General features: G+C 63.0%; 10 protein-coding genes and 1 pseudogene. All 11 read left to right on the top strand.

All coding sequences use genetic code 11. From position 1 onward, the window contains the following. Nucleotides 1–20: 20 nt before the first annotated feature. Nucleotides 21–194, top strand: a pseudogene (locus tag KM031_RS21505) (transposase); the annotation flags it as partial. Nucleotides 195–276: 82 nt separating this feature from the next. Beyond that, a complete protein-coding gene (locus KM031_RS21500; RefSeq protein ID WP_215508073.1) occupies nucleotides 277–1,305 on the top strand; it encodes an IS110 family RNA-guided transposase in 1,029 nt (342 codons plus the stop codon). Nucleotides 1,306–1,344: 39 nt separating this feature from the next. Next, nucleotides 1,345–2,322 carry an IS5 family transposase gene (locus tag KM031_RS21495; protein ID WP_371879028.1) on the top strand — a complete coding sequence of 326 codons (978 nt, stop codon included), beginning with the start codon at nucleotides 1,345–1,347 and terminating at the stop codon, nucleotides 2,320–2,322. Nucleotides 2,323–2,471: 149 nt separating this feature from the next. Next, nucleotides 2,472–3,539 carry an HlyD family secretion protein gene (locus tag KM031_RS21490; RefSeq protein WP_035745651.1) on the top strand — a complete coding sequence of 356 codons (1,068 nt, stop codon included), beginning with the start codon at nucleotides 2,472–2,474 and terminating at the stop codon, nucleotides 3,537–3,539. Beyond that, nucleotides 3,536–6,274 carry a ribosome-associated ATPase/putative transporter RbbA gene (gene rbbA, locus KM031_RS21485; protein ID WP_260692230.1) on the top strand — a complete coding sequence of 913 codons (2,739 nt, stop codon included), beginning with the start codon at nucleotides 3,536–3,538 and terminating at the stop codon, nucleotides 6,272–6,274. The genes KM031_RS21490 and rbbA overlap by 4 nt, the downstream gene beginning before the upstream one ends. Nucleotides 6,275–6,281: 7 nt before the next feature. After that, entirely contained in the window at nucleotides 6,282–7,394 is a 1,113-nt protein-coding gene (locus tag KM031_RS21480) for an ABC transporter permease (protein WP_260278690.1), read from the top strand. A 5-nt stretch (nucleotides 7,395–7,399) separates the two neighbouring features. Further along, entirely contained in the window at nucleotides 7,400–8,479 is a 1,080-nt protein-coding gene (locus KM031_RS21475; RefSeq protein WP_260692229.1) for an alpha/beta hydrolase, read from the top strand. Between the two features lie 318 nt (nucleotides 8,480–8,797). Then, a complete protein-coding gene (locus KM031_RS21470; protein WP_051693716.1) occupies nucleotides 8,798–10,555 on the top strand; it encodes a PHA/PHB synthase family protein in 1,758 nt (585 codons plus the stop codon). Between the two features lie 4 nt (nucleotides 10,556–10,559). Next, a complete protein-coding gene (locus tag KM031_RS21465; protein ID WP_260692228.1) occupies nucleotides 10,560–11,954 on the top strand; it encodes a bifunctional enoyl-CoA hydratase/phosphate acetyltransferase in 1,395 nt (464 codons plus the stop codon). After that, nucleotides 11,951–13,120 (top strand): acetate/propionate family kinase, encoded by a 1,170-nt coding sequence (locus KM031_RS21460; protein ID WP_035745643.1) that lies wholly within the window; start codon nucleotides 11,951–11,953, stop codon nucleotides 13,118–13,120. Before KM031_RS21465 ends, KM031_RS21460 begins: the two co-directional genes overlap by 4 nt. Further along, entirely contained in the window at nucleotides 13,117–13,881 is a 765-nt protein-coding gene (gene fabI, locus KM031_RS21455) for an enoyl-ACP reductase FabI (protein WP_035745640.1), read from the top strand. Before KM031_RS21460 ends, fabI begins: the two co-directional genes overlap by 4 nt. Nucleotides 13,882–13,949: the final 68 nt, after the last annotated feature.

Genomic DNA, 13,949 nt, shown 5'->3' with positions numbered 1-13,949 from the left:
CATGCGGTTAGACGGGTTGCATGAGCAAGCCATCCCCCGCCCGCTACCGCACGACAAACTGGTCCAGTTACACTGCCTCGCTTTGCAGGCGCGGTTCGCTGTTGATCTGGCTGGACAAGGACATGACCTGGCTCTCGCCGCATGATGGCAGCCCCGGTCGCCCTGCGGTTTTCTCGGATGCCGCGATCCAGTTCTGATGGGGTGGACACCCCCGCCCGACGGCATCGCAATGTGCCATGGTGGTGATGTCGAAATCGCCACAGAGGAGAGGTGTCCATGGACGAGATTACCATAGTCGGGGTCGATCTGGCCAAGAGCGTTTTTCAGGTTCACGCCGCAAATTCAGACGGGCGAGCCGTCATCAGAAAGCGGCTGCCGCGCACTCGTTTCCTGTCCTTCATGTCACAGATCAAGCCCTGCGTGGTCGCGATGGAGGCTTGCGCAACCTCGCACCACTGGGCACGTGAACTGACTGCCCTCGGACACAACGTTCGTTTGATACCACCGATCTACGTGAAACCTTTTGTGAAGCGCCAGAAAAACGATGCCAACGACGCTGAGGCTATTGTCGAAGCGGCACTGAGACCAGCGATGCGCACGGTGCCAGTCAAATCGCAGGAGCAGCAGGCCCTTGCCATGCTGTTCCGGACACGCGAACTGCTGCTGACGCAAAAGACCCAGCTAATGAACGCGCTTCGAGCCCATCTGGCAGAGCATGGGGTCATCGTGGCGGGAGGTCGTCGATCAATTGATCCGTTCATCAGCGTTCTCGACGATGTGACAAACACGCTTCCTCATGTGGTGCGAAAGGTCGGGGCCATTTATCTGGACCGGATCGCCCAGACCGCTGGCGAAATCGAAGATCTGGAAAGGCAGATCGACGAGCAGGCCAAGGTGCATGAGATGGCACAGCGCCTGCGCACCATTCCGGGGGTCGGGCCGGTCACGGCTATGGCCGTCGAAGCTTTCGCTCCGGCCATGGAGAGCTTTGCGCGTGGCAGGGATTTCTCTGCCTGGCTCGGGCTTGTTCCCCGGCAGCACTCCAGTGGAGGCAAGCAGCGCTTGGGTCGAACTTCGAAAATGGGGCAGCGCGACATCCGCAGGTTGCTGATAAGCGGCGCGATGTCGATTATCCACTGGAGGGGTCGGAACGGTGGAAAGCCCGGATCATGGCTGGCGCGGATGCTTACATGTAAATCGCGGATGCTGACCGCCATCGCTCTGGCCAACAAGCTCGCCAGGATCATCTGGGCCATCATGACACGAAAGGACGTTTACAGGGATCCTGCGGGGGCGGTCTGCTGACCGCGTCCTGTCAGGAGCGTCGGTGACGCAAGTAGAGCACTGATCTCGTATGGGCAAAAGATCGACCGATCGGGGTGGGGCAGCCAGGGAAAGGCAAAGAGCTTCGAGCTCGCAGTTCTGATATGGCCTCCATCCGCGCATCACCATCCCGGCCAGCGGCACGAACGGCCGCGCATGAAGGCCTTACACATGTTAGCAGCCGGTCACTTGCTCGCGAAGATCACAAAAAATACTTGCGTAAGCGGGGGTATCCACACATGTCTGACGATCAAGGTGCTGTTCAAGCTGCCGCTCAGGCAAACGACCGGGATGGTGGCCAGCTTGCTGAAGTTGGCAGACCTGGACTGGGCCGTGCCCGACTATACGACCCTGTGTCGGCGGCAGAAAACTCTGGCTGTCCAGATCCCGTATCGGCGCGCCGATGGCCCCTTGAACCTGCTGGTGGACAGTACCGGGATAAAGTTCCTCGGTGATGGCGAATGGCAGGCGTGCAAGCACGGCGTGCAGGGCCGCCGCCAATGGCGCAAGGTCCATCTGGCCATGGATACCGCCACGTCCGACATCCGCGCCGTGGAGTTTACGCCCAGCAGCGACGGTGACAGCCCCGTTCTGCCAGAGTTGCTGGACCAAATCCCCGAAGGCGAGGAGATCGGCACAGTGACGGCGGACGGTGCCTATGACACCCGCCGCTGCCACACCGCCATCATCGACCGGCAGGCCACTGCTATCATCCCGATCCGTAAGAACGGGCGTCCATGGAAAGAGGACTGCCCGGCCGCGATCGCGAGAAACGAAACCCTGCGCGCCACCCGGCACTATGGCAGGGCATTCTGGAAACGCTGGACCGGATACCACGTCCGAAGCCGGATCGAGGCAAAGATGCGGTGCCTCAAGGCCTTCGGTGAGCGCATAGCAGCCAGAGACCCCGACCGCCAAACTGCAGAAATCCAGATACGCGTCGCCCTCATGAACCGCTTCTCAGCCCTCGGCACTGCCGAGATCGTCCGCGTGGCCTGATGCCAAAGGGGAAAGGGGTAATCATGCCTCAGGCGTAAGTTACGCAACAACGCCCCTGTCATCGAGCGTTGACAACAGGGGAGCGTAGGGCGAAAACCGCATCGGGACATGCGCGAAGCATCCATCAGCACAGCAATCAGAGGCAGATCATGGCAAAGCCCGGCAGAAACACCATTATTCTGGGTGGCCTGGCCGTTGTCGCCGTGCTTGGCTGGCTGGCCTGGGACCGGCTGCAACCCGCCGGTCTGCCGGCGGGTTTTGCCAGCGCCAATGGCCGGATCGAGGCGACCGAGGTGGATATCGCGGCGCTCACCGGCGGCCGAATCGCCGAAATCACCGCTGCCGAAGGTGACATGGTCAGCGCAGGCGATGTGCTGGTGCAGATGGACGTGGTGCAGCTGAACGCACAAAAACGTCAGGCCGAAGCGCAGCTTGCCCGCGCCGAAATCGGCGTCGAGACAGCAAGGGCGCTGGTCGCTCAGGCCGAGGCACAAGAGCGCGCGGCCCGGGCCGCGGTTGATCAGGCAGGCTCGGTTGCCGATGCCGCGTCGCGCAGGCTTGAACGCTCTGAGCAGCTTGCAAAGACCAGTGCGATCTCGCAGCAGGTGCTGGATGATGACCGCGCCCGGGACGCCCAGGCCCGCGCCGGTGTGGCCTCGGCCGAAGCCAGCCATGCGGCAGCGCTGGCGGGGGTCAGCAGCGCGCAGGCGCAGGTGGTCGATGCAAGTGCGGCCGTCGAGGCGGCAAAGGCGTCGATTGATGCGATCCAGGCCTCTCTGGACGACGCCACGCTGAAAGCGCCGCGCACGGGCCGGATCCAGTATCGCATCGCACAAGAGGGCGAGATTGTCGGCTCTGGCGGGCGGATCCTCAGCCTTGTCGATCTGGGCGATGTCTATATGACGGTTTTTCTGCCGACATCGCAGGTCGGCCGGGTGCAGGTCGGATCAGAGGTGCGCCTTGTCATGGATGCGGCGCGGGAATTCGTGATCCCGGCCACGGTTTCCTATGTTGCCGATGTGGCGCAGTTCACGCCAAAGACGGTCGAGACCGCCGATGAGCGCGAAAAGCTGATGTTCCGCGTCCGTGCCCGCATCGACCCCGAGCTGCTGTCGCGGCATATCGAATATGTCAAAACCGGCCTGCCGGGCATGGCCTATCTGCGGCTTGATCCGGATGCCGCCTGGCCTGACTTTCTTTCCAATGTCGTGAAATGACCGGCTCAGTTGCCGGGGTCTCCGGCCTGACGCTGCGCTATGGCAAGGTCACGGCGCTTGACAATGTGACGCTGGAGATCCCTGAGGGGCGCATGGTCGGGCTGATCGGGCCAGACGGGGTCGGAAAGTCCAGCCTTCTGTCGCTGCTGGCCGGGGCACGTGTGATCCAGCAGGGCAAGGTCGAGGTTCTGGGCGGCGATATGCGCGATGTGGCGCATCGCAACCGCGTCTGCCCCCGCACCGCCTATATGCCGCAGGGTCTGGGCAAGAACCTCTACCCGACGCTTTCGGTCGAAGAGAACCTTGATTTCTTCGGCTCGCTTTTCGGTCATGACAAGGCCGAACGCGAGCGGCGGATCACCGATCTGCTGGCTGCGACCGGCATGACGCCGTTCCGGTCGCGCCCGGCGTCAAAGCTGTCGGGCGGCATGAAGCAAAAGCTGGGTCTGTGCTGCGCGCTGATCCATGATCCCGATTTCCTGATTCTTGACGAACCGACCACCGGCGTCGATCCGCTGTCGCGCCGCCAGTTCTGGGATCTGATCGACCGCATCCGCGCGACACGGCCGGGGATGAGCGTGATCACCGCCACCGCCTATATGGAAGAGGCCGCGCGCTTCGACTGGCTGGTTGCGATGAATGCGGGCCGGGTGCTGGCCACCGGCACCACCAGCGATCTGCTGTCGCGGACCGGGGCCGACACGCTTGATGCAGCCTTCATCGCGCTTTTGCCCGAAGAAGACCGGGGCGAAGACAGTGCCGTGGTGATCCCGCCGCGGACCACCGATGACAGCGATATCGCCATCGAGGCCGAGGGGCTGACGCAGCGCTTTGGCGATTTCGTGGCGGTCGACAATGTTTCCTTCCGCATCCCCAGGGGTGAGATTTTCGGCTTTCTGGGTTCGAACGGCTGCGGCAAGACGACGACGATGAAGATGCTCACCGGGCTTCTGGAGCCGAGTGAGGGCCGGGCAAAGCTTTTCGGCCATGAGGTCGATGCAAGCGATCTGTCGGTGCGCCGCCGGGTCGGGTTCATGTCGCAGGCCTTCTCGCTCTATTCCGAGCTGACGGTGCGTCAGAACCTTGATCTGCACGCGCGGCTTTTCGATATGGCGGCCGAGAAGATCCCCGCCAGGGTTGACGAGATGATCGCCCGGTTCGATCTGGGCGACGTGACCGACAGCCTGCCCGAGGCGTTGCCGCTGGGTATCCGCCAGCGGCTTTCGCTGGCGGTGGCGATGATCCATGCGCCCGAGATCCTGATCCTTGACGAGCCGACCTCGGGGGTGGACCCGGTGGCGCGCAATGGCTTCTGGCGCATTCTGGCGGAACTTTCGCGCAAGGATGGCGTGACGATCTTTGTCTCGACCCATTTCATGAACGAGGCGGAATGGTGCGACCGCATCAGCCTGATGCATGCGGGCAAGGTGCTGGTCTCGGACACCGCCGAGGGGATCACGAAAGCCAAAGGTTGCGCCACGCTGGAAGACGCGTTCATCGCCTATCTTGAAGAGGCGATTGGCGAGACGGCACCCGCCCCCGCCGCTGCGCCCGAGGCCGCGCCCGAGGCCCCCGCAGCCGGGGTGACCCATCACGCGCAGCAATCCGGCTTCAGCCTGCGGCGACTGCTTAGCTATTCGCAGCTGGAAAGCCTGCAATTGCAGCGCGATCCGATCCGGCTGACCATGGCGTTGGTCGGCAGCCTTCTTCTGATGATCGTGGTGGGGCTGGGCATCAACATGGATGTCGAGGATCTGACCTTCGCCGCCCTTGACCGCGACCAGACCACCACCAGCCGCAATTATATCGCCGATATTGCGGGATCGCGCTATTTCATCGAACAGCCGGCCCTGACAAGTTACGACGAGATCGACGCAAGAATGCGCTCGGGCGAGCTGGCGCTGGCGATCGAGATCCCGCCCGGCTTTGCCGCCGATATCGCGGCAGGCAGGGATGTGCAGGTCGGGGCCTGGTTCGACGGCGCCAACCCCAGCCGCGCCAATACGGTGCAGGGCTATGTGCAGGGCATGCATGCCGACTGGATCACACGTCAGGCGCGTCAGCTTTACGGTGACAAGGCGAGCGGCGGCAGTTTCGAACTGGTGACCCGATACCGCTACAACCCCGACGTGCGCAGCCTGAATGCGATGGTCCCGGCGATCATCCCGCTGCTTTTGCTGATGATCCCGGCGATCCTGACCACGCTTTCGGTCGCGCGTGAACGCGAACTGGGCTCGATCATCAATTTCTACGTCACGCCGGTGACGCGGCTGGAATTTCTGCTTGGCAAACAGCTGCCCTATATCGCGCTGGCCATGCTGAATTTCTTCCTGATGATGGCCATGGCGGTCACATTCTTCGCAGTGCCCTTCAACGGCAGTTTTCTGGGCTTTACCCTTTCGGCGCTGATCTATGTCACCGCGACCACGGCGCTTGGTTTTCTGGTGTCGGTCTTCATCGCAAGTCAGGTCGCGGCGCTGTTCGCGACCGCCATGCTGACGATGATCCCGGCGGTCAGCTATTCGGGTTTGACCGACCCGGTCTCTTCGCTGTCGGGTTTTGGCCGGGTTCTGGGCGAGATCTACCCCTCGACCTGGTTTATCACCGCCGCGCGGGGGGCTTTCTCCAAGGCCTTCGGAATGGCGGAACTGGCCGGGCCGATGCTGGCCATGGGCATCGCCATTCCGGTGATTATCGGGCTGGCGGCGGCCTTCCTGAAAAAACAGGCGAAGTGAGGGGCGGATGAACCTGCGCAACACCTTCAATCTGGGCGTCAAGGAATTGCGCGGGCTCTGGCGCGATCCGGTGATGCTGGTGCTGATCGTCTATTCCTTTTCGCTCTCGATCTGGACCTCTGCGAACGCCTCGCCCGAGGCGCTGACGAATGCCGCGATCTCGATCGTGGATGAGGATCAGTCGCATCTCTCCGCCCGCATCACCTCGGCCTTTTATCCGCCCTATTTTGTCGAGCCGCAGATGACCACGACGGCCGAGATGGATCGGCGGATGGATCAGGGGCTGGATACTTTTGCGCTGAACATCCCACCGGATTTCGCGCGCGATGTGCTGGCCGGAAAAAACCCGGCGATCCAGCTGAATATCGACGCGACAAGGATGAGCCAGGCCTTCACCGGCGGCGGCTATATCCAGCAGATCGTGTCCTCCGAGGTTTCGGAATATGTGGCGGGCTACCGGGCCGAGACCGCGCTGCCGGTCGATCTGGCGCTCCGCGCGCGGTATAATCCCTCGCTGGATCCGAAGTGGTTCGGGGCGATTTCCGCCGTGATCCAGTCGATCACCATGCTGTCGCTGGTGCTGACCGGCGCGGCGCTGATCCGCGAAAAGGAACATGGCACGGTCGAGCACCTGCTGGTCATGCCCGTCACCGCGACCGAGATCATGTTTTCCAAGATCTGGTCGATGGGGCTGGTGGTGCTGCTGGGGTCGATCTTTTCGCTAAGTGTTGTGGTGCAGGCGCTGATGGCGGTTCCGGTGCAGGGCTCGGTCGTGCTGTTTCTTGCGGGCGCGGTGCTGATGGTTTTCGCCATGACGGGGCTTGGAATTTTCCTTGCCACCATCGCCGGGTCGATGCCGCAATTCGCGCTTTTGCTGATGATGGCGCTTTTGCCGCTGCAGGTGCTGTCAGGCGCGATGACGCCGCGGGAATCCATGCCAGAGATCATCCAGACCATCATGCTTGCAGCCCCCAACACGCATTTCATCATCCTCTCGCAGGGCATCTTGTTCCGAGGTGCGGGGCTTGACGTGGTCTGGCCCCAGTTCGCGGCGCTGGCGGCGATCGGGGTGGCGCTGTTCTGGCTGGCACTGATACGATTCAAGAAATTCCTGCGGTAAGGCATATGTTGGGCCGCCTGCTTCTGATCCTGACGCTTGCGCTTGCAGGCTGCGCTGCGCGTCCGGGGCCGGAAGTTCTGGCCCCCGATGCCGGTGCCCTGCCCGAGGGCGCCCGCCTTGTCCGGGTGCTGACCATGACCACCCGCGCGCCCGAGGCAAATCTGCCGGGGGCCTTTGGCGACTCTCGCTCCATCCGGCCAAGCTGGCTGGAATACGAGGTCTCGGTGCCGCCTGGCCATCGGCCGGGAAAGATTGAATGGCGGGATCGCAATGGCAGCAGCGCCGACCGGAATTTCGTGGTGCGCAGCCGGCAGACGCTTAGCCGTGACGCCTTTGCAAAGCGTCTCTCGCGCGAGGGGGCCGGGCTTTATGTCCACGGCTTCAACACCCGCTTTCATGAGGCCTTGTTCCGCACCGCGCAGCTTTCGGTCGATGCGCATATCGAGGAAAAGCCCGTCCTTTTTACATGGCCCTCGGCAGGCTATCCGGGCGCCTATCTGGCTGATCGTGACGCGTCTGACTTTTCCCGCGCGGCGCTTGCCGATCTGCTGCGGCTTTTGACAAAGGGTCGGTCCGCTTCCGACGCGGTGCCGGTGCTGGCTCACAGCATGGGCGCGCGGCTGACGATGGAGACGCTGGTGCAACTGCGTCTTGCCGGGCGGGACGATGTGCTGGACCGGATCGAGGTCATCCTTGCCGCCCCGGATATTGATATCGATCTTTTCCGCGCCCAGATGGTCAGCCTTGGGCCGATGAAGCATCCCATCACGGTGCTCGTCTCCTCGGACGATCTGGCGCTGAAACTGTCGTCGCAGCTTTCGGCACGTCGGATACGGCTTGGGCTTGTCGATGTGCGTGATCCGGCGGTCCAGCGCCTGGCGGTCGCGACCGGAATACGGATCGTGGATATTACCGATATTCCGACCGATGATCCCGTCCACAGCCGCTATGTCGGCCTGCTTTCCGGCGAGGCCGGGGCTGTGGTTGAAAACACCCTTTTCGGTGAGGTACGCTTGGCGGGGGCCTTTGTCTTCAATCAGGTCGGTGGTGTCTTCACTGGCATCGGTGATGTGCTGGCGGATTGAGGCCGCGGCCTTGGCCCGGCGTTGGTGCCAGCGGCATTGGCCGGGTCATGGCCTCGACGTCGCGCCGTTTTGCCGGTAATCGTCCATGATGATCAGGGCAGGGACAGGGGATTCCGTGTCCGCCGCCGGACGCCGATGCTTTGCCTGTTCAGTCCGGGGGCGGCTGTTTCGGCGGTTTGACGGCGCTTTACGACATGTCGTCGGCATCGGGCCTTGGGCGCAATGCCTATGTTCAAGAAAAATCTTGAACTCTTTGATTTCGATCAACAATCGTTGATAGTTCTGTGCTAACTTCCGCCGGTAAATTGGAGACGCGACATGGCCCTTACTCCCAAATCAGATGGCTCGGGTGCAACCGGCGATGAAAGCCTTGGCATCGAGGCTTTTCAGGCCGTTGACCGCATACGAGAGGCGCTCTCGGGACAGCTCAGCGGCGGGGTCTCGCCCGGCTCGCTGATGATGGCCTATGTCGACTGGGCCTTTCATCTGGCGCAGGCACCGGGCAAGCAGATGGAACTGGGCGTCAAGGCGGGCCGCAAATGGCAGCGTCTCATGGCGCATCTGATGGCCTCGGCGATGGATCCGCAGGCCGCGCCGGTCATCACGCCCTTGCCGGGCGACCGCCGTTTCGCCGGTGAAGCCTGGGCGAAACCGCCCTTCAGCTGGATGTCGCAGGCTTTCCTGCTGCAGCAGCAATGGCTGCATAACGTCACCCATGAGGTTCCGGGCGTGACGAAGCACCACGAGGATGTGGTGTCTTTTGCCGCGAAACAGATCCTTGATGTCTGTGCGCCTTCGAACAACCCTTTTACCAATCCCGAGGTTGTGGCACGGACCTGGGCTACCGGAGGCATGAACCTTGTGAAGGGCTGGCAGAACTGGCTGCAGGACGTCGTCCGCCAGATCCGGCAGGAGCCGCCAGAGGGTGTCGAGGCCTTTACACCGGGTCGCGATGTGGCGGTGACGCCGGGCAAGGTAATCTTCCGCAACCACCTGATCGAACTGATCCAGTATACGCCCACGACAGAAACCGTGCACCCCGAGCCGGTGCTGATCGTTCCGGCCTGGATCATGAAATACTATATCCTCGACCTCAGCCCGGAGAATTCACTGATCCGCTGGCTGGTGGCGCAGGGCCACACGGTTTTCGCCATTTCCTGGCGCAATCCGGGTGCAGAGGATCGTGATCTGACGCTGGAGGATTATCGCCGGCTGGGCGTGATGGCCGCGTTGGATGAGATCACCCGTCTAATGCCCGATCAGAAAATCCACGCCACCGGCTATTGTCTGGGTGGCACTTTGCTGTCGATCGCGGCGGCTGCCATGGCGGGGAAGGGGGACGCGCGTCTCGCCTCGCTGACGCTGCTTGCCGCGCAGGTCGATTTCGCCGAACCGGGCGAGCTTGCGTTGTTCATCGACCCAAGCCAGCTGCATCTTCTTGAAAGCATGATGTGGAACCGCGGCTATCTCTCTGCCGATCAGATGGCGGGGGCGTTTCAGCTTTTGCGCTCGAATGACCTCATCTGGTCCCGGATGGTGCGCGATTACATGATGGGCGAGCGGACGGCGATGAATGATCTCATGGCCTGGAATGCCGACAGCACCCGGATGCCCTATCGGATGCATGCCGAATATCTGCGCAGGCTTTATCTGAATAATGAGCTTTCTTCGGGACGCTTCACCGCCGGGGGCAAGACAGTTCTGTTGCAGAACATCCGGGTGCCGATCTTTGCCGTCGGGACCGAGCGCGATCATGTCGCACCCTGGAAGTCGGTCTACAAAATCCACCAGTTCACCGATTGCGAGGTGACTTTCGCGCTGACGTCGGGCGGGCATAATGCGGGGATCGTCTCTCCTCCCGGTCACCCGCGCCGCCGCTACCGGCTGGCGACCCGCGCCCATGACGACGCGCTTTTGCCGCCCGAGACCTGGGTCGAGGCCAATCCTGCAACCGAGGGTTCGTGGTGGACGCCCTGGCAGGCCTGGCTTGCCGCGCGTTCGGGTGCCCCCGCCGCGCCGCCCGCAATGGGCAACGCGCTGGCAGATGCGCCCGGCACATATGTTTTCCAGAGGTGACAAGATGACCGGCACTCTGACCAACTATCTGTTTCACCAGATGAAAATCGGCGACCGCGCCAGTCTTGTCCGCCACGTCGGTCCCAAGGATATTGAATTGTTCGCCGCTGTTTCCGGCGACGCCAACCCCGCGCATCTGGATGCCGGTTTCGCCGCCCATGGGCCGTTTGGCCATGTCGTGGTGCACGGCATGTGGACTGCGGCGCTGATTTCGGCGGTGCTGGGCACCCGCCTGCCGGGGCCGGGGACGATCTATCTCGACCAGCAGATCCGCTTTAACAAGCCGGTTTCGCCAGGCGATACCATCGCCGCCGAAGTTGAAGTGGCCGAGCTGATCGAGGGCAAGAACCGTGTCCGCCTGACGACCACCGCCCGCAATCAGCGGGGCGAGGTGGTGCTTTCGGGCGAGGCGCTGGTGCTGGCCCCGGTCGAGCAGGTGACCTGGGTGCCGGGTGACCTTCCCGAGGCGGTGGTCCTGCCGAAGGGGCGCTGGCAGGGCTTTGTCGAAGAGGCCCGCGCATTGCCCCCGGTGCGGGCGGCGGTGGTGCATCCCTGTTCGAAATCCGCGATCCTTGGCGCGATCGAGGTGCGCGACGAAGGCCTGCTTGACCCGATCCTGATCGGTCCCGGCGCAAAGATTCGCGCGGCGGCCGCCGAGGCCGGGGTCTCGCTTGACGGCTTCCGGATCGAGGAGACAGAGCACAGCCATGCAGCGGCGGCGCGGGCGGTGGAACTGGCGGCCTGTGGCAAGGTCCAGGTGCTGGTCAAGGGCAGCCTGCATTCCGATGAACTGCTTGCGGCGGTGGTTTCGAAAAGCGGCGGCCTGCGCACCGAACGCCGGATCAGCCATGTCTATGCGATGGATGTGCCCGCCTATCGCAAGCCGGTGATCGTCACCGATGCCGCGATCAATATCGCACCGACATTAGAGCATAAGCGCGACATCTGCCAGAATGCCGTCGATCTGATGCGGCTTCTGGGGCGCGATCAGCCGAAGGTCGCGGTGCTGGCGGCGGTCGAGACGGTGAACGCGACGATGCCCGCCACGCTGGATGCCGCCGCGCTGACGGTGATGGCGGCTCGAGGCCAGATCACGGGCGCGCTGGTTGACGGGCCGCTGGCCTTCGACAATGCGATCAGCCCCGAGGCGGTGGCGACGAAGGGCATCGTCTCGCAGGTGGCGGGCGAGGCCGATATTCTTCTGGTGCCGGATCTCGAGGCCGGGAACATGCTTGCCAAACAGCTGATCTATTTCGCGGGCGCCACGGCCGCGGGGCTGGTTCTGGGCGCACGGGTGCCAATCGTTCTGACAAGCCGGGCGGATCCTTTATCGGCCCGCATCGCCTCGGCTGCGCTGGCCAAGCTGGTCGCGGTCCGCAAAGCGGAGGGGAAGGCGTGACCCGCGATCTGATCCTGACATTCAACACCGGATCCTCGACTATCAAGCTGGGGTTTTACGCACTGGAGGCCGCCGCGCCGCGCCCGCTGGCCTCGGGCGTGATCGATTTCCGCGATGAGCCTTTCGAAGTGCGCCTGACGCGCGAGGGCAAGACCTTTTCAGGCCCGATCACAGCGGATCCCGGCGATCTGACAGCCGTGCTGAACCAGGCTTTTGCCTGGCTGGCCGGGCATTTCAATCTTTCGCGCCTTGCGGTGATCGGCCATCGGGTTGTGCATGGCGGCGATGTCTTCACAGGACCAGCCCGGATCACCGATCAGGTGATCGCGCAGATCGACGCGCTGGCGCGGCTTGCGCCGCTGCATCAGCCGCAAAGTCTTGCGCTGATCCGGGCGATGCGGGGGCTTTACCCCGATGTGCCACAGACAGCCTCTTTCGACACGGCGTTTCATGCCACCAACCCGCCCCTGATCCGCCGCTTTGCCCTGCCGCGCGCGCTTTATGATCAGGGGATCAAGCGCTATGGCTTTCATGGTCTCTCCTACCGCTATATCGCCGGGCAACTGGGCGATCTGGCCACCGATGCAAAGGTGGTCGCCGCACATCTGGGCAGCGGCGCAAGCCTTTGTGCGATCCGGGGCGGCAAGAGCATCGACAGCTCGATGGGGTTTTCGACGCTGGACGGCATCCCGATGGCGACGCGTTCGGGTGCGCTGGACCCCGGCGTGATCCTGCATCTGATGGGCGAAATGGGGCAAAGCCTGAAACAGGTCGAGACCATGCTCTATCGTGAAAGCGGCCTTCTGGGCGTGTCGGGTTTCGAGGCTGACAGCCGCGAGCTGATGGCCAGCACGCGCCCAGAGGCTGCCGAGGCGATCGACCTCTTTTGCCTGCGCATCGCGGGCGAGGTGGCACGGTTGGCGACCAGCATGGGCGGGATCGATGCGCTGGTCTTCACGGCAGGAATCGGCGAGCATCAGCCCGGTATCCGCGCCCGTGTCGCCGCGCGGCTGGCCTGGCTTGGGGCAGAGCTTGACCCCGATGCCAATGAAGCAGGGTCGCGCAGGATCAGCACCGCCGCCAGCCGGGTGCAGCTTCTTGTCATTCCGACCGATGAGGAAAGCATCATCGCCCAGGAGGCCGTCAGCGAAGAGGCAGCGACATGATTGATCTGAAAGGCAAACGCGGCCTCGTGGTTGGCGTGGCGAATGAGGCCAGCATCGCCGCCGGTTGCGCCAGGGCCTTTCGCGCGGCGGGGGCAGAGCTGGCGCTGACCTTTCTTAATGAAAAGGCCCGGCCATGGGTCGAACCCGTGGCGCAGGAAGTGGGTGCGCCGCTGTTCCTTCCTTGCGATGTGCGTGAACCCGGCCAGTTGGAAGCCGTGTTTGACCGCATTACCGCTGAATGGGGGCGGCTTGATTTTCTGCTTCATGCCATCGCCTTCGCCCCGCGCGAGGATCTGCACACCAGCGTTGTCAACGCTTCGGCCGAAGGTTTTGCGACGGCGATGGATATCTCTTGCCACTCCTTCCTGCGCATGGCGCGGCTGGCGCGGCCTTTGATGCAGGCGGGTGGTTCGCTGATCACGGTCAGCTTTTACGGCGCGGATCGGGTGGTCGAGAATTACAACCTCATGGGTCCGGTAAAGGCCGCGCTGGAGGCTTCGGTCCGCTATGCGGCGGCCGATCTGGCGGGCGAAGGGATTCGTGCCTTTTCGCTTTCAACCGGTCCGGTCAAGACCCGCGCCGCCTCGGGGATCGACCGGTTCGATGCGCTGATGGATAAGATTCGCGCCCGTACGCCTGCGGGAAAACTGGTAAGCATCGAAGAGATCGGTACGCTGGCGGCCTTTCTGGCAACCGAGGCCGCAAGTCCCATGAGCGGATCGGTGGTCTATGCCGATAACGGATTTCACACCACCGCCTGAGGCAGGCGCGGGGCCCCGCCCTTGACCGGAAGGCGGATCCGGGGCAAAGCGGAATCAACATCAGTTGA

This window comes from Gemmobacter fulvus (assembly GCF_018798885.1).
GTDB lineage: Bacteria > Pseudomonadota > Alphaproteobacteria > Rhodobacterales > Rhodobacteraceae > Gemmobacter > Gemmobacter fulvus.
Note: the sequence above shows the minus strand (reverse complement) of the source record. Positions and strands in the feature narration are given on the sequence as shown.

What these genes read in the sequence shown, in the direction of transcription:
- KM031_RS21480 (WP_260278690.1), top strand. Translation starts at nt 6,282, where the DNA reads ATGAACCTGCGCAACACCTTCAATCTGGGCGTCAAGGAATTGCGCGGG.
- KM031_RS21500 (WP_215508073.1), top strand. Translation starts at nt 277, where the DNA reads ATGGACGAGATTACCATAGTCGGGGTCGATCTGGCCAAGAGCGTTTTT.
- KM031_RS21465 (WP_260692228.1), top strand. Translation starts at nt 10,560, where the DNA reads ATGACCGGCACTCTGACCAACTATCTGTTTCACCAGATGAAAATCGGC.
- KM031_RS21475 (WP_260692229.1), top strand. Translation starts at nt 7,400, where the DNA reads ATGTTGGGCCGCCTGCTTCTGATCCTGACGCTTGCGCTTGCAGGCTGC.
- KM031_RS21470 (WP_051693716.1), top strand. Translation starts at nt 8,798, where the DNA reads ATGGCCCTTACTCCCAAATCAGATGGCTCGGGTGCAACCGGCGATGAA.
- fabI (WP_035745640.1), top strand. Translation starts at nt 13,117, where the DNA reads ATGATTGATCTGAAAGGCAAACGCGGCCTCGTGGTTGGCGTGGCGAAT.
- KM031_RS21490 (WP_035745651.1), top strand. Translation starts at nt 2,472, where the DNA reads ATGGCAAAGCCCGGCAGAAACACCATTATTCTGGGTGGCCTGGCCGTT.
- rbbA (WP_260692230.1), top strand. Translation starts at nt 3,536, where the DNA reads ATGACCGGCTCAGTTGCCGGGGTCTCCGGCCTGACGCTGCGCTATGGC.